Source organism: Candidatus Dependentiae bacterium (genome assembly GCA_016871815.1).
In the GTDB taxonomy this organism is placed as follows: Bacteria; Babelota; Babeliae; order Babelales.
Genome location: VHBT01000001.1, coordinates 44,059 through 66,486 on the forward strand (window position 1 = coordinate 44,059; position 22,428 = coordinate 66,486).

Sequence of the window (22,428 nt, forward strand, 5' to 3'; positions counted from 1 at the left end):
GCCTACGCCTCCTGATCCATAGGATCTGCAGCACGCGAGAAAGAATAAAAAATATCCTCTAAGCGATATACTGTTTCTCTCGTCCGTGAAAACATTTTTTTTGCAGAAATTTCATTGCCCTCAACACTTTCTGCATATTTTCCAGCCAGGCAATCAGCAGTCAACAATGCAATATCACGCTCAAGCTGAGAAAGTAATTGAAGAACTTCTCCTTCAACGACGATTCCAGCATCAGAAGATTTTTTTATAATCATTGCAGACAGCTCAACGACATAACGTTGAATTGCGATCAAATGTGAATTGTATTTAGATTTGATTTGCTGATCCAATAGAGAAAAGCAAAAATTCTTGCGAAGCAATGTACTTTCCAAAGAAACAAGCGAGGCATTCATAAGAATCTTAAACAAGCGGACATTGTCCTGCCCTTTCCAGATCGAATATACAAAATCACGTACACCAGGAAACACATCCGTCGTCAAAAAGGTTGCAAACACCGAAGCTATGGTAAATGCAAAAATCGTTGAAAATTGATCTTTAATTTTTCCGAAAATGGTAAGTTGAGGATGCGTTGCTGTTGCTCCATTATCAGCAGCCACAGGCACAGAACTTGTCTGTGATCTATACAGTTTCCATGCGATAATAATTGCCAAAATCCCAGCCCCTGCAGCTATCAAATTTCTTTTTTGAACACGCGCAGATATCTGCTCCACACGATCTGCAATCGCAAGCATCATATGGTCAGAAGAAACTGTCACCAGAGAATTATCCACCAATACTAAATCACGAGAGGCTTGTGGCAATGCAAGCAAACTTGCAGAAAGAAAAAAGCTTAAAAATAATCGGTTCATAACCGTCATCTAACTAGTCGCCAAGCAAGCGATTATTGCGCGATGATCGAGCTGGAGAACTTTTTGGCTCCGGAGAAGAAGTATCTTTATTGCTGTTTAAAATATCACACAACCAGTCCAAACTCGAAATAACGTGATCACACTGTGCGAGTAAGCTATTTTTTACTTTTTGAGTAAGAACAAGTTCATTATTTTCATAAAAAGAAGCTTGAATCATCAAATTAATCTCATCCAACATCTTTAAAGATTCATTAATCAGCAAACGCTGATCTGAATATGAAACATCAATCGACTGGACAACATCAGACAATTGACTTCTCAAAAGCATTGTAACCGATTCAGTAATAGTTACATGCGCAGGAATTGATCTCATTGCATAAGCTTTCACCGGATTAAGTAGAGCAACTCCTTTTGCTGCAGAATCAAGATCGACAACAGAATCTTTTGCGGATTCTTTTGCCCCAAGAAGTCCTTTTTCTACTTTACTTGCATTTCGCTGCGCAAACGTATTTGCAAAAGAGGAATCCTGAGCAGAACTACTGCTTAATTTATCCATCGATGCACGATATTTTTCTAACGCCCTGATCCATGAAGATACCTGCTCGGTTGAAAGCGGAGAAATAAAACCCATTTGAGCAAAAAACACACGAGCCATACGCGATGCACGCTTCATAAAACTTGTTGATGCTGATTCCAACTCTTTATCAAAAGCACGACCCCACGCATTTAAAGCAGGTACGATAATTGCATATCCAATTTTTCCATACCACGTTGAAGCATAGACTGACGACTGAGGACCCACAAATACTCGAAGCATTTCATTGCCCATCGAATCGTAACTTGAAAGAGCCAACTCACTCTCACGACACCAGTTTTTATATTCAGTAATTTTATCAATTTCATCCTGCTTAACATCAGATGCATTTGCAATACACGAGTATGCAACAGCAAGCGCATCTGAATATTCTTTGTCCTGATCTTTCTTCTCTAGCAAAGCATCAATAGCTGCCCTTTTATCTCCAAGAGTACTAAGAACTCTCAAAAGATCATCTACCGCTCTAAGCCGATTTGCATACCGCGCAGCTTCTTTACGAATAAATTCTTGCTGCTTTAATCGGGATACAACCCCAGATTGCTTATGCGAATGACCGCCGATCCAAACCTGATTTCCGTCTTCATCATAGTCATATGGACAAAAAACCATTGAAGTGGCAAAAGAGATTGCCAATAATGCAAAAAAACTCAAATTACGCATAAATTTCATAAATTCAATCCCTGAAAAAATCTTACCCAAGAGGGCTTTCATGTATACGTTAAAACGTACAAAAAAGAATGTAGTTGCACAAAAGGTATCTGATATTTATCAAAAAATTCACACAATTTATCGTTTTTTGAAATTTTTTATTGATTTAATGCCTGAGCAAGATATTTGTAGGTATATCCCTGAGCTGATTTTGCGACAACCTCGGGAGTACCCTGAGCCACAATAAATCCACCCATTTTGCCACCCTCCGGACCAATATCAATAATCCAATCCGCGCACTTAAGAACGTCAATATTATGCTCAATAACCAAAACAGTATTACCACGATCAACCAACCGATTGAGCACAACAAGAAGCTTTTCAACGTCAGAACTATGAAGACCGGTAGTTGGCTCATCCAGAATATACAATGTATTGGCCCCACGCTTTGCTAGCTCATTGACCAATTTAATTCGTTGCGCTTCTCCGCCAGAAAGGGTTGTTGAAGGCTGTCCAAGCTTAATATAATCAAGCCCCACATCACACAATAAATCCAGTCTTTTTACAATTCCCTTAAAAGAATCAAAAAAATCTCGCGCTTCTAGAACCGACATTTCCAAAATATCCGCAATATTTTTACCTTTGTATAAAATTTCAAGCGTTTGCGGATTAAATCGTTTTCCACGACAGCCTTTACACTGGATAACCACATCTTCTAAAAAGTGCATAGAAATCTTAATATTTCCATCGCCCCCACAGTCAAAGCATCGTCCTTCAGGAACGTTGAAGCTAAACCGACCAGGACCATACCCACGGGCATTGCTCTCGGGTAAGCCGGCAAAAAGAGCCCTAATTTCATCAAAAAAGCCTAAATACGTTGAAGGATTTGACCGAGGAGTTCTTCCGATTGGGGTTTGATCAACCAACACCACAGAACGAATATGTTCAATTCCTTCAAGATCATCAAATCCCACCGTTCCATAATAGCCAGATGAAAAATAATGGCGTAATGCCGGGGCTAATGTTTGCATCACCAAACTACTTTTGCCAGAACCAGAGACGCCAGAAACCGCACAAAAAACACCCAACGGGATCCTGAAATCAATTTTTTTAAGATTATTTGTTGTTACCTGGGTAATACTCAAGTGATTTTGAAAGGTTCGTCGCTTTTTTGGAACAAGAATCGCTCGCTCCCCCGACAAAAATTTACCGGTCAAAGAATTGGGGTTTTTCGTAAGTTGCGCAGGAGATCCAACCGCTGTCACCCTTCCACCCAAAATTCCAGCCGCAGGTCCAATATCAATAATAAAATCTGAAGCAAGCATGGTATCAATGTCATGCTCAACTACGACTACCGTATTTCCCAAATCACGTAATTTTTTGAGCGTTAAAATAAGTCTGTCATTATCTCGTTGATGCAAACCAATACTTGGTTCATCCAAAATATATAAAACCCCAGTTAGAGCAGAACCAATTTGTGTCGCAAGACGAATACGTTGTCCCTCTCCACCAGAAAGCGTTCTTACAGGACGAGCAAGAGTTAAATATGCAAGACCAACATCAATCAAAAAATTAAGGCGTTGAACAATTTCACGCACTAACGGCGCAGAAATTAACTCTTGATCCGCAGGAAGCGAAAGAAGCTGCATAAAAGAAACCAAATCATCCAGCGCCAATGAACAAACTTCAAAAATATTTTTATCACAAATTTTTACACCCAATGCTTCAGGCTTAAGTCGCGCGCCATGACAAGAATAACATTCCTGTAAAGCACTTTCTCCATCAGGATCGTTGAGTAATGTTTGATATTCAAATCCGATTCCATTACAAAATCGGCACGCTCCCAATGGTGAGTTGAATGAAAACAATCGAGGCTCAAGCTCTGGTCCAGATTTTGCACATTTCAAACATGCGTGCAATGAAGAAAAAAGTTGGTATCCATCTTTTTCCGTTACTTTTTCTGGATCAATAACAGCACAAATGCCAGACGACATTTTTATCGCTTTTTCTACAGCTTCAGACAATCGAACATGATCCTCTGACCCAATTTCAAGTCGATCAACAAGAGTAAAAACGGTGTGCTTATTATTTTTTTTAAGATCAATTTTTAAGATATCTTGTTCAGAGTCAATGCGATGCAAAACACCATCAACAATAAATCTGAAAAATCCTTTTTTAAATGCTATCGCTATTTCTGTTTTAAACTCACCTTTTTTATCAATACCCAGAGGACTTGCGATGATAACATCTTTTTGCTGATAGTTTACCAAGACCATTTGCATGATGCTCTCAGGAGATGACGATTGAATTGGTTGTTTACACAACGCACAATGCGCAACGCCAATTCGAGCAAAAAGAACTCGTAAATAATCATAAATTTCTGTAATCGTTCCAACGGTAGAACGAGGATTGAATCCAACCGTTTTTTGGTCAATTGCAATAGCAGGGCAAAGACCATCAATCTTATCTACATCAGGTCGCTTAGAGACTCCCAAAAATTGCCGGGCATAAGAGGAAAGAGATTCAACATATCTACGCTTTCCCTCTGCGTACAAAGTGTCTAAGGCCAATGAACTTTTGCCAGAACCCGAAGGACCAGTGATCACCGTTAATGTGTTTTTTGGAATTTCAACAGTAATTGATTTCAAATTATGTTCACGCGCGCCAATAACGGTAATGCAATCTTTTTTCATACACAGCCTCTCCGGAACTTTAAAGTCATCCGGACAACAGTATCACAAAAATAATTTTTTTTTAGTCTTAAAAGCACTCTCATCAAAAAAAGCTAAAACACACCCAAAATACCAACCGTGAATTCTTGTTCTTTCAAGCATCGTCGACCAGCAAAAACAGAACTGCTACCTGCAAAAAATTTAATTGAATCATTATAGCGATAATTCAAACGAGCCAGAGCTGCATGACTAATACTCAGTGTGTCTTTGGTAATTAAATCACGTGCATATCCATAATCCCCATTTGGAGCGCCAATTACATCATTCGATTTAAAATTAAAACGATACATAATATCTAATGACAAATCCTTAGAAAATAAATTATTAAAGCAATTACCAACCTGCATGCCAAACTCTGGACCATATCGCATACGCGTTGAAACATATCCATCTGACAATTCTGTAGCTGTTGAATCCGGCTGATAAACGTTTGAATAATTTCTAAATCTTATTGCTCGAGAAGCAAGTGGAACCGTTAAATAGACATCTGCATCTGTACCCGAAATCATAGGACCTTCACCCTCACTCACTTTTCGATCAATAAAGCGTGGAACTCGACGCATCACAAGTGATTCAAACGAATAATTTGCATGTGTATAAAAATGAAAATTAAATAAATCTGAATACGGAACAACAAATCCAAGCGAAGCTCCAACTGTGGGACCTCGATACGGCTTTCCTGCAAATGCTTGAATTATTTTTTTAGAATTAAATTGCTGCTGAGCACCTAAAATCACATACATGGAAAACGCTCCCAATCGACGATTTTCGTAACTCAAAGGAAAATTAATAAAAAACTTTGAATCTCCAATAGTAAAAGTTTCATCATTTCGATCTTGAGCAAAATTTTTAAGTAACATCAATCGATCAAAAATTGATTGCAAGCCATTTGGATACTCAAGCGGAAAATCTGATGTTGCAGTATTATATCTATTTGTTTGCTTATCACTGGCGACTAAACTTGCTTCAGATGGTGAAAAAACAGAAACCATCTCCAAGTCCTGCCTCACGCGACAAAGATTAAACTCAAACCCCAAATAAAACATTTCATTCCAACAAGCACTTGCATAATTAAACAAAAAAGATTGCTTATTAGTTTTTGTTTTAAACTCAAAATCCCTTCCTGCTAGATATCGCAAGAAATGGCGTTGAGTAGATCTTGCTGCAACATCTTTAGTAACCTCTGCAGGCTGTAACCCAAAAACATTAACAGGAATAAGACCGTCATATACTATTTCATTTTGCTCCATCAAAGCCGACAGCGCACAAAAGTCCCTTAACGATAGAGGATTTTTTTTGAGCCAATAACCTGCACTGTCAGAAACTTCTCCAACATTAGAATACGCTTCAGATGCCTGCACATGCGAAAACCCAGAAAAAATTTCTGTAGCATTTTTAAAAACTTTACCACTAAAATTCCACCCTGGATCAACAACATGCTGCATCAACAAACGATCTTCAGAATCAGAAAAAGCATATCGATCTTTAAATCTAGATGGAGCATTATACGAAACTAAAGATTCATGCGCGCCACACATTCCTATAAAAAAAGCTATCACATTCAATACAAGTAAGTGACGATCCATTCTTAAGCCCACACACTAATTACCCAACACCTTTAATCGAACGGTACAAAGATATACTCAGAAATGTCTGTCTATACAAGAAATTAGCTTGTTGTACGAAGCCCTCCTGGTGTTATATTAAACTGAGAAGTACCAAAAACACCACTGACAACGCCTGTTGTAGGATCCTCTGCTCGAATAATATCTCCAAAATTCAAAGAAACCCTTGTCCCTGATGGAAACTCCAAATAATAGTTGCCATCGGGCAGATAGTAATCGATTGCTCTTCTCAGAAGAGATGTATATTTAGATAAATTTCGCACAATTTGATATCCAGAACTTTCTGACGTTGCAAAAAACGCTCGCTGCAATACCGCTTGAAATAACGTACGACCGCCTGAAACAGACCCATCTACCGCTCGAACAAGTCCACCTCCATAAATCTCTCCAGCCTGATTATCCCACTTCATTGGCAATATTAAATTATCTAAGCCAGCTGGAGCATAATAATTTTGACCAAACACAAGTGCTCCTCCCTCTGAAATATCAAGAACGGCCTGTGACTTAAAATAAAACTCATTAATAAATCCACGCGTTGATTCGTTATAATTCAATCCAAGCTCGACAACTCCGCGATCCCCAATTTTTAATGTACCTTTATCACTAAAATTCAAATTAAAAAATCCATGATTAAAAGAGCAACGCGCTTCCATAGAATATGCATCTGCTATTTTTTGACGAGGAACACTCACCCCAATACTTCCTGCTCTAAAAACTTTAAAATCAAAAAAGTCTGCATCTGTCATACCAATTGTTAACAATCCATCTCCAACATTGAGCGAACCATTTGTTGCAATATTTACCTTGCCACGTCCTTTTATAACAAGGCGATGGTGATCGGAAACATCAAGCAAAGCAAAATCACTAATAACCAGCTCTGGACGGTTATCATCATAATTTCTTGGATTTTCGATAGAAATTGTTTCAACAAACGTTGAACCCTCAAAAATAATTTGTGAACCATCAGAAAAGCGAACCGTTCCATTACCACGAAACCGCAACGTAGAGTTTTTTGGCAAACGTAAATCATACCCCTGAGGAGTTCCTGTACCCCAACGAGGAATAAATCCTTCATTGTAATGACCAAATGTTAAAATTGCGCCATTTGCCAAATCAAAAATAAGCTCAGCATCTTCATCGATTTCAAGATCCCCAAGAATATTAAAGTTACTATTAATTGTCATGATATTCTGCCCCTTAGTTACGTACAAGACGTCTGTCTCTTTGAGCCCCGCAAACGTTCCTTGTGATGGCGTTTGCAATGAAGCAGGATCTCTAAGCGGAATCGGCGTATATGGACGAACACGATTTTGCTCCAGCTTTGATCCTCCCGTTAAACTTGCACTAAAAGGAATCCAATTATCTGGCAAAAATCTATGTACAGAACCACCACCAGTCAGCGCAACAGCTCCAACAGCACGAGACAAGGCAAGACGACCCATCACCCGAACGGTAGGCGCAGGAACAGAAATTCTTCTTCTTGTTTCAAGAGAACGAGTGAAAACGGTTTCATCCAAATATGCTGAATAATCTCGTTCTGCTTTTTCCCGAATATTTTCAAATTCTTTTAAATGATACGCAGTCCACAAATCACCCATCAAATCAGAAAAAAGCGAAGGCGAGCGACTCGTTATAACATCAATTGGGTTTTCAATTCCACTTGAAGATAAATCGGTTCCCTGCCGAATAGAAAATTGTGTTGAAGCAACACGAATTGGACTTGTGGTAACAATAATATTTTTTCCAGAAATAAATGAACGCTCGCCCGCGATAATCGATTTATCTTTCAACAAATCCAAAGTAACTTGGTCATTAATAAAGTTAATACCAGCATTTCCACCAACAGAAGTTAACGTACAAAAACCATCCCCAAGAGTTACTCGCGGAAGATCTGAGCCCGTTTGCAATGCAAACATAATATTTAAAATATTTTCAGGAGCTAACCCAAAAAGAACACTTCCACTTAACGTTAAATTATTGTTAAGTAGAACAAGTCCAGAATCCCTACCGTTAACCATCAAGCTCATATTTGTATCTCGAGTAATATCGATAACTGAAACACCATCTAACCCTACAACACCAACAATTCGATTGTCATAGGCATCTGTTGTAAACGAATACTGAATATGCTCAATACCAATTAATTCAACGTCTTCAAGCATTAAGGTGTTTGATCTAATGTTAAATTGAAACCCTTCATCAGCCGGAGCCAATATTAATTTTTTTCGTCCACCATTTCCGCGAATTCTTAAAATATCCGTACGACCAATCATCGTAAAAATACCCGTAGAAAGAGTCGTGTTTTGATCTAACTCAATTAAAACGTCATTTGATATATTAAGACGAGCTCCTGTCGGCACATTTAACACCCCATTTGTGATCCGCATTAAATTCAAATTTCTAATCGTTAACGTAACTCCAGAAGGAACATTTAACTGACCAACTGAACCACGAGCAAACAAAATAGATGTTCCACTTCCGTCAAGAACCGCACTTCCCCCATACGTAATAAATTGATTTGTTCGAAGACTTAGGTTTTCAGTCAAAACAATATCGTCAAGAACATCACCATTTAACAATCGACGAGATGCTCCAGAGGTAACCTTATCCATATCTGTCATAACACGTAACAATCCTTGATTGTATTTTTTTACAAACAACGAATCGTTCCCTTGAAAAAGGGTCAATCCCGTTGTATCTGATGAATCTAGCCATAATGTGCAGGCATCAACCATCAATCTTCCTTGAGTGCTTACAAACAACTCATTTTCTTTTATTGAAAAAACAGAATCTGAATTTACATACCACGTACCCGACGTAAGTGTAATAGTTTCTGCAAGGCTTAAGGTTGAGTCTGAAAAAAAAGCCGTTGAAGTTGGAGTAAGACTCAGGGTGTTTTGCTTCATATTTCCAATTTTTACACCATTCATTTTAACAACAGCGCCCGTACGAAGATTTAAAATCCCCAAGGCTCTTGTATCAAGAAGACACCCTCCGCCTATAATGTTTGTTTCGCCCTCAAAATTCCAGGTTCCCGTAAGCTTTGTCGACCCAGAAAGCTCAAGCGTATGAACATTTTTAAATGTTAAACCCGTATTCCATTGATCAGCTGTCCCCGAAAACCTCAAAGAGCCTGCTCCTTGTCCATCGACAGTTCCCGGCCCAACCAAATATCCTTCATATCCAAAGGAAAGGTCTGAGTCCAAAATTAATGTTCCACCATTCAAATAAATTGGTTTACTTATAACAGTTCCAACAGCCAGCGTAAGAACCGCAGAAGAATTTTCAAGAGTTACCGATTGCTGAAAATACGCATTTCCCTCAATTCGATTATTTTGATTTCTAACCAAAACAGCACCTGAAATCGGACCAAATGTTGCAGACATCCGAGTATTTCCACCCAAAACAAATTCACCTGATGTTAATTGAGTAAAATTACCATACAGCCCAACAGCAGTCGTTCCTGATTCATGAACATATCTACCATCTTCCGTAACTCGAATTTCACCATAAACAGTCGCTCCTTCTTCTTGCGTAACCGTTCCTCCAACAACCTCAAACACCCCTGAATTTAGAAATAATTTTGATCCTGCATTTAAATTCATCGTTGAATAGGGCGAGGAAAAGTTAAAAGGCTTTGCGGTAGGCTTATTATTAAAAACCTTATTCAAAAGATCTTCCATCGCAAGATGAGAAGGCGAAGGCAACGCGTGCGATGAGGTATAAAATGGCTTACGCGAAAAATACGCCCCAGAATCTCCACTCAAAAAAATAAGTCCAACCCACAGTAATACTAAGTAAACACGCATACAAATTCCCCTCTCAACGCGAAAATTGTGCTCGACAGCACACGCAGAGAGTACGAATATGACTAAAAATCAGTCAATAATTGAGGTAGGGGAAACTATTCCAGCAATCCTGGTTCTATCTGAGATTCAAGAATTGAACCATTTAAACACTTTACGTCATACGCCCGTTGAGAAAATTTTGTTGAAACAACTTTATATAAACTTGTTTCTCTGTAATGAAGCAGCACTGATTGATCCTGAGCAACACCAGAACAAATCTCTCCAGACAAAAGATATTCATGATACAACGGCCTTCGATCACTCTCATCGTTGTAATGAGGACAATTACTTCCCGGTAAAAAACCAAGGCATTCTAAAACAGTTAATTTATGAGGAAGCGAATCTGTTATTCCTTGTTCAAACCAACACAATGATCCAGCACTCGTTCCAGAAAGAACAATTCCTTTTTCCCAGGCCTTACGTAAAATAAGATCCAATCCCCACATGCGCCACAACGCAAGCATGTTTTTAGTATTTCCACCACCAACATAAATAAGATCATGCTCCAACACAAAACGTTCTAAGTCTATGTTTTTTGGCAAGCTAAACAACGATAAATGTCGAGGAATACAAGGCAACTGATTAAACGTTTCATAAAAAAGAGTTATATAATACGGTCCATCGCCAGATGCCGTTGGAATAAAAAGAACTTTAGGATTTTGCTTACCAGTTTGCTCAAGTAAATAACGCTCTACTGCAAATCCTACACGCGAAAAACCAGCACCACCAATTGCTATAATTGTTTTTGTACTCATTTATTCCTCTGCAATTCAAATAATCGCTTAATTTCATCAACTGTTGTTACATCAATCGCTTGCTTATCATCTCGCGTTTGCATAATACGCGGAAATCGTAATGCATAGCCCAATTCGGTATCTGTTTTTCCCGCCTTGTGTAACGGCGAAATAGTAATTTCATCTGCCCTGACAACAACAACTATTTCTGGAACCACCCAAACATCAGGAGCGTGCTCACGGGAAACCAAAACATTTCCTGGTTTATGGTCAAAAGAAAAACGATCACAGAGTTCTTTAAGCCCTGCCCATTCAAGCTCCGTTGGACCACTGCCACATCGCGCAATCGACTCAAAAAGACACGAAGTCTGATTATACACACCCAAAAGAACAGCCCCAATGCCCAAAAGACTTCGGCTGCCCTTGCCGAAATAATAGCCCAACACAACTGCATCAACAGTATCTGCAAGCTCTCCGGTTTCTTTTCGTTTTAATTTTATCCAATTAAAATTTCGCTTTCCCGGGGTGTATGGCGTATCATTTCGCTTTACAACAATTCCTTCTAGCCCTTCAGAAATCGCATGCAAAAAAGATGCATCAACGTGTGCTCCAGACGAACAAACAACTTGCGATATCGGAGCAATCACATCTCCAGCTGGAATAACTTTTTCAAGAACTGCTCGTCGCTCATAATTTGGAAGGTCTATTAAACTTTTACCCTGAGCCCACAAAATATCAAAAACAAAAAATTTTAGCGGATGTGACTGCACAACATCTTCATCCAAATGCTTCCTGCCTCGCTTTGCCGTTTCCTGAAAAGGCAAAAAGCTTCCCGTATTAACGTCATAACAAATTGCTTCTCCCTCTGCAATTAAAGTTTGCTCTGGAATGGCTAAAACCGCTTGAGTAAGCTCTGGAAAGACATCTGATTTTTCTTGCAAATTTCGTGAAAAAAATTTCACAACAACTTCACCAGTAACATCTACAAATTTATGTACCTGCAAACGAAATCCATCTAACTTTGGCTGCGAAACACATTCTCCCAATTTATTAAAAATAGCTTCAGGATCTGACATGCGCTCAGCAGCTGCGGGTCTTACTGGAATGCCAGGGGTGATAACAATCGTATCCAATCCCTGAATGCCAAATAATTTTAATTGATACGTAATCAAACCAATGTCTGCACAAACATTAAACGCATCTTCTATTTTTTGAGAATATTTTTTCGATCCACACAGCATCCACGAAAGCGCATCAATAAAAGTCATCTCAGAAAAACCAAGTCGCAAAACCCCTAAAATAATTCTTATAATAACTTTTGATTCTTGCGCCGAACTCTCATCCAATAAGGATTTTAACAATGCAGCTTTTTTTTCCTTTGATGCAGATCCAGTTGTTTTTTCTATCGCAACAAGTGCATCATAAATCATCAAAATCGAACGCCCAGGCAAAGGCTCAATCCTTTTATGCGAAACACTAAAAGCCTCTGCCAAGTCCTTAGACGAACCAACTTTCAATCGCCACTCATTCGCATCAAGCACTAGCCATTCTGCAAACAACGGAGACAGCGTTTTTTCTGCCAAATTAAATGCGGTAGATTGATATACTGGATACAACATCCCTGAAATAAGGTATGAAACAAAACGAGCTTCTTGCGCGTCTAATGACACAAGAAGCCCTGAGAGAATCTTTGTTATTTCTGTTCTTCCGCTTTGGCTTTCTATTTTTTCAAACACTGCCACAAGATCAGAAAACAACATTAAATAACTCCGAAATAGATTTGGTAGCGACGCAGGGACTCGAACCCCGGACCTACAGATTATGATTCTGCCGCTCTAACCAGCTGAGCTACGTCGCCAAAAATTATTTAAAAACGAATCCAACAAGAATCGCGCTTATCAACAAGATAAGTAAACGCCGACTTCAAGAAAAGAACGCCTGATAACATGGTAGAAATTATACCAATAATTAAAGTAACTGCAAATCCTTTTATGCTTGGAGAGCCAAATTTTAACAAAATTAATGCTGTTAACATTGTAGCACCACTCGATTCGAAGATAACCTTCAACGCGCCAGAAAATCCACGAGTAACTGCATCATTAAAAGTAACCCCAGAAGCGAGCAATTCTTTAATTCGTTCGTAAATCAAAACCGAAGAGTCAATCGCCATACCAACACCAAGAACCATACCAACAATACCAGGAAGCGTGAGCGTTGCATTAAACGCAGACAACATCGTCAATGTAAGAAGGAAATTATAAACCAATGCAGAGAAAGCTAAAAGACCTGCATATCCATAATAAAAAAGACCAAAAACAAACAGCATGAACATAGAAAGCAGACAAGCAAACAGCCCCATTCTTAAAGCGTCTTCACCAAGTTCTGCACCAACCACGCTCTCTTGCTCCATCTTTAATGGTGCTAACAACGCACCAGATTTAAGTAAAAGCGAAAATTTTGCAATATGATCAAGCGTAAAGTTTCCAGTAATTCTATTATTCGCGCCAAGTTCCCCTTGAATACGAACGACAGAAATAACACGATTATCAATAATAATAGCAACGTCTTTACCAATGTTATCTCGGCTAAATTCACGAAGCTCTCGCGCTCCCTGCATATTAAGTCCAAACGCAATGCACGGACGGCCATCTTCACCATGGTCAAGTCGAGCACTGTCAATACGATCGCCAGTTAAATCAGGAAACACCGAAACCAAGCACCAGCCGACAGGAGAATCATTTTCCCCACCAAGCAAATCCGAGAAAGAAGGAACCATCATACGATCAACAGGAATAACTCCATCATATGCATCAAGAAGCTCTTCTTGTGTTCTTCCTTGTCGCTCAACTGACTTAAATTCAAGTCGAGCTGTTTTTGTAATTGTTGCTTTTACATCATCAGCAGAAGAAACCCCTGGCAACTGAATAACAAGACTGTGGCTTCCATGCTTAAAAATACTCAATCCACGAACGCTAAAGTTATCTAAACGCGCCCTTAAAACACCAATTGTTTGATCAACAGAAGTGGATCGCAACTCTTTTTCTTCAGTAGGAGAAAGGACAACTTTTACCACCGAGGCTTCAACCACAACAGCAAGCTCTTTAACTTGTTCTTTAATAAGATTTGCAAAAGCATTCGCGTCATCAACAGACTTAAAACTATACTCAATGCCAGCAGCAGAAAGATTTTTTTGTACCGGCTTAGAAACTTTTTTAACTTTTTTAAGAACAGCGTCAATGCGTTTGCCATATTCAGACAGCCTATTTTCAACTGCTTTATCAACATCAACACTATACACAAGACGAACACCACCTTGTAAGTCAATACCAAGATTTAATGAAGGAATTCTGAGGGATCGAAAAAATCGCTCATGCATGGGAGCATCAGAGCTCAAAAATTTATTTTTATCAAAAGAGACAAGAAATACTGTTGCTGCAAAAAAACCAACAATCCAGAGGTAAAAATCCGGAACACCAAAAAACAGACTTTTTTTTGCTTTCATTTGCAGCTCCATATTTAATAATTACCACGTAAATGTGGTGCCGAGAAGGGGACTCGAACCCCTATGAGTAACCTCGCTGCCCCCTTAAAGCAGTGCGTCTACCAGTTTCGCCATCTCGGCTATTCTTGTTTAGAAGAATCCATGCAGGAACTCTAACAAAAAGGAACAAACAGCGCAACCCGCTTTTAACACTTTTTTTAAAATATTATCTTTTTTCAAATCTTAAGCGAAGGTAATGGCGGCAATGAAGTACTTGCTAATTCTTTTTTAGGTTGCGTTTGTTCAATTTTTTTATCACCACCAAGAGTCAACTCAGGCAAAACAGAACCAGCCTTATTTTGTTTTTTATCATCAACAATAATTGGAGGAAGCGGCGCCAATACAGGCACCTCATTTTTTATTTCAGGAAGTGGAGGCAATCCGAGTGATTCATTTTTTGGCGTAAGTTCTTTTTGCGCCACAACAGGAAGAGTCAAATCAATTGCACCTGGCGCAACAACTGTATTTGATGGATTTGAGGAAGCAACCGAAGCAACACCAGAACCAGGGATATCTGGCGCTGGCATTGTTGCAGTTTTTTCGGGAAGAGCCTCAGATGGTGAAGATTTAAACAAATTTTTAACAAACTGATACACCGCTCCGGCCATATTTTTTGCACTTTGAAAAAAAGTTATCGACGAATCCTTGAGCTCTCCTCGAGACTTAGTCAATTCAGCAGACTCTGGACCATTCCCCATCACCTTGTGATACGCGGCAACAGTCATGCCAAGAGCCATTCCAGCTCCTTGTTTTAATGCACCAAAAACACGGTATGCCATATTTTCATTTTTATCCTTATCAGAATCCTCTCCATCATTATTCTTTTTTGCTTCGTCGTTTTTATCTTGCTTAGATCCCTGCGCTGAAGGCATAACAACAAGTCCATTCTGTTGAATGAAATAATTAATTAAGCCATTAGCATCACCAATTAACGAAAGTTCTTTTTTTATTTTCTCATGAGCTGCTTCAACAGTTTTTTTGTCCACCAATATTTTCTCAAGCAAACCTTTTAAACTATTTAATGATTTTTTTATTTCATCCGCTTCTTTTGATGATCCTGTTAATGTCGCTTTTGACTTTGAAAGAAGTTCATTGATCATTGCAATTTCTTTTTCTCCATCAGAAGCTTGAACGACAATATCATTTTTTAAAGATGAAGCCTTAGCGTAATTTTCAGAAAACTCTGCTTTTTTACGCTTAAAATCTACAATTTTTTGACGCACAGCATCCTCTGCTGATGTTAATTCCCCTTGCTGCAACTTTAATGAAGCGGCCTGCGGATCTAATGATTTTAAAACTTCCTGCAAAGCAAACGCACTCTCTTTTACCAAAGCCCTTTTTTTATCAGCTGCATCGCCGGCAATCTTCACAATCCCATCCGAAAATCCTGGTGATGAAAGAAACTCTGAAAGCTCAACCGCCTTTACCGAAGAAGCCCCAAGCACAATCGATAGTTCATTTAACGCTACGTTTATTTGCTTTTCTACAGAGCCATGTACTTCTTCCAACTCTTTTTCAAGAGAAGAAAAACTGCTAGAAACTTTATCAATATCAAATAACAAGCCAACAATTTTATCTAAATTAATTGATCGCTTTTCTGTTGTCTTTACTGAATCTTTAAGATTCGATCCATCAACATTTTTTTGATCTAACATAATTGGTGCCTGTTTATTTTTTACCCCGTCAGAAGGTTTTGCCGAAACCGGGGGCAACGATGCCGAAGGTGATTTAGTCGAGGGAGATTGAACAGGAGGGGGCAACATACTCGCCGACGAATTTTTTGCTAAAATATCATCCAGTGATGGTAATGACGGCAATTCATCTGCAGGTCGAACTGCCTGTAAAAAAAAGAGACAAATTAAAAGAACCCATACATTTTTTTTCATAAAAAACCCCCAAAGAAATAAATTTACTTGGGGTATTAATACTCAAAAACAAATAAAACAAACAAGAAAGCCTCAATCAAGCAGGCAAGAAATTACTAAAAAAGCCTTATAAAGAAGCTAAAAAAACTTGCTAAAAAATCAAAAAACATAGCAACCAAAGACTTTTCTGACTCTTTTTTCTCCGTACCCTCAGCGCGATCTTGCGCTCGAGATTGCTCAGCCTTTTCGTCAGACTTCTCTGCCGGCTGCTCTTCCATTTTTTTATCTTGATCCTCAAGCCCTTTTTTTAATTCATCACACACGGTTTTAATGCTCAAGACCACCTTGGAAACTTCGTCCATGCGATTTTTTCCAAGTCCAATCACTTTATCAATATCAGAAGCCAAATCTGTTTTTACAAATTTTAATACCGCCTCTAAATAAGAATGTATTCCTTCAAGTCGATAATAAAGATCTCGCGCTTCTTCATGATTAACCATAGAAAAGATATCATTAATAATTTTCTGAGCTTCACCTGCCTTAGAACCAGCCTGCTGAATTATTTTCTGAAATTGTTCAATACGACTATCAATCGCCGATTCAATATCAGCAATCGCAGACAAATCAGACTTCAACTGACTCTGAAGAAGAGCTGTATCATAATATTTTTGATAATTCTTACTCGAAGACAAACTTGCCTCTAATTTTTGACTAGCAAGCGTAGCTTTTGCTTTTGAACCCATTTCAAAATAAGGAGCCAAATCATCAAAAAGCGCCTCAATTTGTCCTTTGCCAAAACCTATTTTTGCATAAAAATCATCTGCTTCTTTGTCAAAACTAGCTCTTTTAGAATCATACTGCGGAGCACTAACGGCCTGAATATCAACCAAAAGAGCATTAATCTTTTCTTGTAGCTCCCGAGCCTTTAAAAGCCAATGTCTTTTTTTAAACCAACTTCCACGAGATTCTTTGCCATCCGTTGCCCCAGAATCTAAAACATTTTTTTTAGCAGGACCTGTAGTACCCAGGGCACCTTGGTTTGAAATAGGAGGTGGTAATGGCTTTGAAGAACTTTGAGTTACCGAAGGAATTGCAACATCCGGCAGAGGTGGAAGATCCGGCAAACTCGGCAAATCAGCAATCGGAGCAAAAGAACTCGTTACACAAAGAACAACCTGAATAAGAATAAAAAAAGAATAATTATTCATCATAATTCTCTCATGCAACAAGCTCTATATCATTTATTATTATAGGGTCCGGGCTAAGTCTTCAAGTTCTTTGAAGAGATACTGCAATAATTCTGCAGATTCGTTTGAAGTGTAGGACCACTTAATGCCCTCATCAATTTTTACCAAAATAGAACGATCTGACTTAATATCAATAACATCAATTCGAACAATATTCATAAGAGGATGAACAAGTGAAGGGGCTCTGATAACACCAGCACGACCCAAAATTGAATAACAAACGTTTCCGGCACCCATAATATTAATCATGACTTTTTTCTGCCAGACCATGTTTTTATACCCAACGTGATCTTTATGAATACTCAACAATAAACTATCGTCACCTTTTTGATAGATACACTGAATGGGCGTTGTATGAGGCAAGCCCTTTTCAGAAAAAGTTGCCAAAACGCCAACAACTTCTTTTTTCTTCAATAAAACTGATAAATCTTCTGGCAACTTTACGCCAACATGTTTAGCCATAACCCTTTAACCCCTTAATATATTAAACAATTTTCTCTCAATGCCCACCCATCGGCGAGCACCCCACCCAAATTTTTTCGACATACCACAATTATGTCACGTAAATTACGCTTTAATTGGAACAGACAACTGAATAAAACGAACTACCGCTTGTTTGTCTGTCTCAATAGTTGATAGCGGCACTAAGCCTCCAGCAAATTTTACATGAACAGCTGTTTTCATGGCTTCTTGCAAATCCCCTAACGGGGGCAAATTACCATCAAACAACTGTAAAGACTCAAGCAACTCTTCATCTGTTTTATTAATAAAAATAAAACTAAATCGCTTGTGACAATACCATTTTAATATACGTGTCAAGTCCTCATAAAACCGCTTTATATCAGCATGCTTTTCACCTGAAGGCAGATTTAACAAACCCAATCGATCCAAAGCAACGACCCAGCAAGGCTTTCTCGACTCTTTGTATCGAACATAGGCCCGATACGCTAAGACGAGGGTAACTCCCATCATAAAAAAAATAAGGGCAAAAATAAATACAAAATATTTTTCAAAAAACGTTGGCACAACAACACAATCATACAATTCAGGGATCTGCAAATTAATCACACCTGCCTCCTTGTACGCTCTTTAAAAAATCTTGATAGCTCAGAAAGAACCGGAACCGTGACATCAAAAGAATGGTAATCTATCCCTTTTTTTCTAAAAAAATCTATTTTTCGCTTCAAGCTTATTTGAGCATTTTTTCTTGCTGCAGCACCCCGGGTGTCAATTTCTAACATTTTTCCCGTTTCAACATCCTGCATACAAATAATCCCAAGCTCGGGAAAAGAAGCCTCGCAAGGATCAAAAACAGAAAAAGCCGTTAAATCGTAACTTTTGACCAAAGATGAAACCCCTGCCAGTTGGGGCAATTTCTCATCCAAAAAATCAGAAATCACGAACAAAAAAACATTTTTCTTGTTTTTTTGCTTCATCAAAAAAGAAACCAGATTTTCAAACGATGTTCCACGAGTCTTGTCAGCGCTGACTCGGGAAATTTCATCAATAACTCGAGAAAATTGCCCTTGCCCACGAGCAGGAGGAATCCAAACATCGACATTCGATGAAAAAAGTATAGCCCCAAATCTATCATGCGAATTAAGGGCGATCGAGCCAAGAGCTCCAGCAATTAATGATGCAACCTCATACTTTAATTGGGATGATGAAGAATAAAACATCGAGGAAGACGAATCTAAAGCAACTATAATCGTACGATCTCGCTCTTGCACAAACGTTTTGACCATTGTTTCATCTGTGCGAGCAGTTGCCTTCCAGTCAATCGATCGCACATCATCACCCGGAACATACGCCCGAAGCTGGTCAAACTCTATTCCAACACCCTTGAAAGCTGATGCATAATCCCCAATCAAAGAACTTTTGCTTATTTTTCTGCTCACAATTTGAAGTTTTTTTAACTGCGCATACACAGAAGTATCCATAACGACCTCCCTTAGGCTCTTTCAAAGCCCTGCATTACCACAATGCGTTCATCTCGTCCTGTAAAACTTTTGGCAATTTAACAGATCCATCTTCTTGTTGGTAGCATTCCATTAAGGCAACCATCAATCGAGGCAAAGCCAACGAAGATGCATTCAAAGTATGTGCAAGCGAAGGCTTTCCACCTTTTTCTGGGCGATATCGAATTTCTGCTCTTCTTGCCTGAAAATCAGTGCAATTACTGCAAGAAGAAACCTCATAATATCTATTTTGACCAGGCAGCCAAACTTCGATGTCGTAGGTTTTTGCTGACGCATAGGAACAATCCTGCCCCGCAAGCAACGAAACCTGATAGTGCAAGCCAAGCATTTTTAATAAATTCTCAGCACACTCAACCATACGCTCAAGCTCTGCGGCAGACGATTCTTGCTCACAAATGGAATACAGCTCTACTTTCTCAAACTGATGAATGCGAATTAAGCCTCGCTCGAGCGAGCCATACCCACCCGCCTCTCGCCTAAAGCAACTCGTCCAAGCGGTCATTCGCACTGGAAGCTCTTCTTTTTCAAAAATTCTTCCCGCATGCAAATTAGTCAAGGGAACTTCTGCGGTTGGAATTGGATACAAGCCATCAGCTTCGATTTGATAAAAATCACCTTCAAATTTTGGCAAGCTACTTGCATTAACTAATGACTTACGATTCACCATGGTTGGAGGAATAATTGGCTGAAAACCATATTGCGCATTATTTCTCAACATGATTCGAGTTAATGCATAAATAACCTTAACACCATCGCCTTTGTAGCATGGAAATTGCGCTCCCGCCATCTGTGTGCCTGCTTCAAAATCAAACCAACCAAGTTTTTGATTGAGCTCCATATGATTTTTGAATTGATATGCAAATTCTGGCTTAACACCAAATGAGCGAACTGCCAAGTTGCTTTCTTTGCCGCCTTCTGGCAACCCATCCATTGGAATATTTGGTACAAATAATAACGCATGCTGAAATCGAGATTCAATTTCAGAAAGCTCTAACTCTTTTTCTTTCAATTTTCTACCAAGCTCAATTGATCGAGTACGATTTTCTTCTGAAAGACCTTTTGATGCCAATGAAGCTAAATCATTTTTTTCTTTGCGCATGGATTCAACAACAACACGAATCTCACGAACCTGTGCATCAAGCACCAACAAACCATCGATATCAACTGATGGTTCTTTTTTTTTCAAAAGCTCTCCAATTCGAGCAGCATCTTTTCTCAACAACGCAATATCAATCATGACTTTTATCCTTCACAGAAAAAAATTAATTATGAAAAAGAGCATAAAATACTTTACATAAAACCACAAACAATGCATACCATGCTCTTGATATTTTGCACGATTGGATAAGGGTGTCTCAGATGATTAATCCAACAATATTTAGAAAATATGATATTCGTGGTGTAGTAAACACAGATTTTAAACCCGAAGATGCAGCTCTCATCGCACTCGGAATTATTAATTATGCAAAAGAATTAGACATCACACTCAAGACGCTTGTTGTTGGCCGAGACGCTCGAACTCACTCTGCAGAAATATTTAAACACTTTACCACTACCTGCAGAAATCATGGAATAACAATTATTGATATTGGTATCGTTACAACACCAATTCTTTATTTCACCCTACATACAACTCCCTACGCTCACGGAGTAATGATCACGGCTTCACACAATCCAAGCGAATACAATGGATTTAAAATTTGTTTCAATAAAAAAAGTCTTCACGGTCCTGCCATCGAGCGAATCAAAGATTTAATCGAAATTAAAGAATCACAACCCCTGGTAACAGCAGGAAATCTTATATCCTACGATGCACTCTCTTACTATATCGACAGCCTTGCTTCCGACTTTGCTCATTTAAGTAATTACACGTCTGCACTTATTTTTGATTGCAACAGTGGGCCTGCAAGCCTAGTCATTCCAAGATTAATAAAAAAACTTCAATGGAAAAATGCTTCAACGATTCACGACACCCTTGATGGTAATTTTCCACATCAAAAACCAGACCCTACCGTAGAAAAAAACGGTCAAATCTTAAAAAGCCACATACACGCAGCAGCATCACCCACCATCGGAATAGGATTTGACGGCGATGCCGATCGAATGGCTTCGCGCACCGAAAATGGAGATCTTATTTCAGGTGATATCTTACTTGCGCTTCTTGCAAAAAACGTTCTTTCACACTTTCCAAATGCACGAATTGTTTTTGACATAAAAAGTAGCTCCGCTCTTCACAAAACAATTATTGCTCACTCTGGGACTCCAATCATGGCTCCAACAGGCCACTCAAACATCAAGTCGTGCATGGCGCAAAACCGAGCACTTCTTGGGGGAGAACTGAGCGGACACTACTTTTTTGCAGACAAATCATATGGGTACGATGATGGCATTTATGCAGCTTTACGATTGATCGAATTGCTTCACGAGTCACAATTTAATCTTCTTGAATTGGTAAACCAAATTCCTACAAATAATTGCACCCCAGAATTCAGGCTTCCATGCAACGAAGAAGATAAAGAAAAAATCATCTCTCACGTTGCTTCTTTTTTTGAAAAAGACAAAAGCACAAAAATCACAACGATTGATGGAGTGAGAGTTGAAACTCATGACAGTTGGGGACTGGTACGCGCTTCAAACACCGAACCGATGATTTCTTTACGATTTGAAGGAGACTGCAAATCGTCGCTAGAAAATATAAAAAAAAGTATGCAAGAAGCATTATCGCCCCTTATGCCTGCCGAGATACTCAACGAGTTGCGCTAAACA

General features: G+C 38.9%; 15 protein-coding genes and 2 tRNA genes. 1 reads left to right on the forward strand and 16 read right to left on the reverse strand.

Features of this window, described 5'->3' with window-relative positions; genetic code table 11:
- Positions 1-2: 2 nt before the first annotated feature.
- From FJ366_00195 to serS, 16 genes are all read right to left on the reverse strand, one after another.
- Positions 3-848 carry a hypothetical protein gene (locus tag FJ366_00195; GenBank protein MBM3894011.1) on the reverse strand — a complete coding sequence of 282 codons (846 nt, stop codon included), beginning with the start codon at positions 846-848 and terminating at the stop codon, positions 3-5.
- A gap of 13 nt (positions 849-861) precedes the next feature.
- Entirely contained in the window at positions 862-2,112 is a 1,251-nt protein-coding gene (locus FJ366_00200; GenBank protein ID MBM3894012.1) for a hypothetical protein, read from the reverse strand.
- 137 nt (positions 2,113-2,249) lie between these two features.
- Positions 2,250-4,790, reverse strand: coding sequence for an excinuclease ABC subunit A (gene uvrA / locus FJ366_00205; GenBank protein MBM3894013.1), 2,541 nt, complete (start codon positions 4,788-4,790; stop codon positions 2,250-2,252).
- An 86-nt stretch (positions 4,791-4,876) separates the two neighbouring features.
- Complete coding sequence (locus FJ366_00210; protein MBM3894014.1) at positions 4,877-6,409, reverse strand: hypothetical protein; 1,533 nt, start codon at positions 6,407-6,409, stop codon at positions 4,877-4,879.
- Positions 6,410-6,492: 83 nt separating this feature from the next.
- Positions 6,493-10,257, reverse strand: coding sequence for a hypothetical protein (locus FJ366_00215; protein MBM3894015.1), 3,765 nt, complete (start codon positions 10,255-10,257; stop codon positions 6,493-6,495).
- 95 nt (positions 10,258-10,352) lie between these two features.
- The gene (locus FJ366_00220) at positions 10,353-11,051 is read right to left on the reverse strand and encodes a peptidase E (protein ID MBM3894016.1); all 699 of its coding nucleotides are present in this window, start codon (positions 11,049-11,051) and stop codon (positions 10,353-10,355) included.
- Complete coding sequence (locus tag FJ366_00225) at positions 11,048-12,790, reverse strand: ATP-dependent DNA ligase (GenBank protein ID MBM3894017.1); 1,743 nt, start codon at positions 12,788-12,790, stop codon at positions 11,048-11,050. Before FJ366_00225 ends, FJ366_00220 begins: the two co-directional genes overlap by 4 nt.
- A 21-nt stretch (positions 12,791-12,811) precedes the next feature.
- Positions 12,812-12,888 (reverse strand) — tRNA-Met (locus FJ366_00230).
- A 9-nt stretch (positions 12,889-12,897) separates the two neighbouring features.
- Positions 12,898-14,544, reverse strand: a complete 1,647-nt coding sequence (secD, locus tag FJ366_00235) for a protein translocase subunit SecD (protein ID MBM3894018.1) — start codon at positions 14,542-14,544, stop codon at positions 12,898-12,900.
- Positions 14,545-14,567: 23 nt separating this feature from the next.
- A tRNA-Leu gene (locus tag FJ366_00240) sits at positions 14,568-14,652 on the reverse strand.
- Positions 14,653-14,747: 95 nt separating this feature from the next.
- Complete coding sequence (locus FJ366_00245; GenBank protein ID MBM3894019.1) at positions 14,748-16,457, reverse strand: hypothetical protein; 1,710 nt, start codon at positions 16,455-16,457, stop codon at positions 14,748-14,750.
- Positions 16,458-16,552: 95 nt separating this feature from the next.
- Positions 16,553-17,644: a hypothetical protein gene (locus FJ366_00250; GenBank protein MBM3894020.1), complete on the reverse strand. Its 1,092-nt coding sequence runs from the start codon at positions 17,642-17,644 to the stop codon at positions 16,553-16,555.
- Positions 17,645-17,683: 39 nt separating this feature from the next.
- Entirely contained in the window at positions 17,684-18,145 is a 462-nt protein-coding gene (locus FJ366_00255; GenBank protein ID MBM3894021.1) for a hypothetical protein, read from the reverse strand.
- A 105-nt stretch (positions 18,146-18,250) separates the two neighbouring features.
- A complete protein-coding gene (locus tag FJ366_00260; GenBank protein MBM3894022.1) occupies positions 18,251-18,751 on the reverse strand; it encodes a hypothetical protein in 501 nt (166 codons plus the stop codon).
- Entirely contained in the window at positions 18,748-19,623 is an 876-nt protein-coding gene (locus FJ366_00265) for a DUF58 domain-containing protein (protein MBM3894023.1), read from the reverse strand. The genes FJ366_00260 and FJ366_00265 overlap by 4 nt, the downstream gene beginning before the upstream one ends.
- Positions 19,624-19,657: 34 nt before the next feature.
- Positions 19,658-20,899, reverse strand: coding sequence for a serine--tRNA ligase (gene serS / locus FJ366_00270; GenBank protein ID MBM3894024.1), 1,242 nt, complete (start codon positions 20,897-20,899; stop codon positions 19,658-19,660).
- Positions 20,900-21,021: 122 nt separating this feature from the next.
- On the opposite strand from serS, the gene FJ366_00275 reads away from it, so the two are divergent.
- Positions 21,022-22,425: a phosphomannomutase/phosphoglucomutase gene (locus FJ366_00275; protein MBM3894025.1), complete on the forward strand. Its 1,404-nt coding sequence runs from the start codon at positions 21,022-21,024 to the stop codon at positions 22,423-22,425.
- The last annotated feature ends 3 nt before the right edge of the window (positions 22,426-22,428 follow it).

Coding starts and splice junctions, on each gene's coding strand:
- FJ366_00250 (MBM3894020.1), bottom strand. CDS start 17,644: ATGAATAATTATTCTTTTTTTATTCTTATTCAGGTTGTTCTTTGTGTA.
- FJ366_00195 (MBM3894011.1), bottom strand. CDS start 848: ATGAACCGATTATTTTTAAGCTTTTTTCTTTCTGCAAGTTTGCTTGCA.
- FJ366_00225 (MBM3894017.1), bottom strand. CDS start 12,790: ATGTTGTTTTCTGATCTTGTGGCAGTGTTTGAAAAAATAGAAAGCCAA.
- FJ366_00265 (MBM3894023.1), bottom strand. CDS start 19,623: ATGGATACTTCTGTGTATGCGCAGTTAAAAAAACTTCAAATTGTGAGC.
- FJ366_00220 (MBM3894016.1), bottom strand. CDS start 11,051: ATGAGTACAAAAACAATTATAGCAATTGGTGGTGCTGGTTTTTCGCGT.
- FJ366_00215 (MBM3894015.1), bottom strand. CDS start 10,257: ATGCGTGTTTACTTAGTATTACTGTGGGTTGGACTTATTTTTTTGAGT.
- FJ366_00245 (MBM3894019.1), bottom strand. CDS start 16,457: ATGAAAAAAAATGTATGGGTTCTTTTAATTTGTCTCTTTTTTTTACAG.
- FJ366_00210 (MBM3894014.1), bottom strand. CDS start 6,409: ATGGATCGTCACTTACTTGTATTGAATGTGATAGCTTTTTTTATAGGA.
- FJ366_00275 (MBM3894025.1), top strand. CDS start 21,022: ATGATTAATCCAACAATATTTAGAAAATATGATATTCGTGGTGTAGTA.
- FJ366_00255 (MBM3894021.1), bottom strand. CDS start 18,145: ATGGCTAAACATGTTGGCGTAAAGTTGCCAGAAGATTTATCAGTTTTA.
- FJ366_00200 (MBM3894012.1), bottom strand. CDS start 2,112: ATGAAATTTATGCGTAATTTGAGTTTTTTTGCATTATTGGCAATCTCT.
- secD (MBM3894018.1), bottom strand. CDS start 14,544: ATGGAGCTGCAAATGAAAGCAAAAAAAAGTCTGTTTTTTGGTGTTCCG.
- serS (MBM3894024.1), bottom strand. CDS start 20,899: ATGATTGATATTGCGTTGTTGAGAAAAGATGCTGCTCGAATTGGAGAG.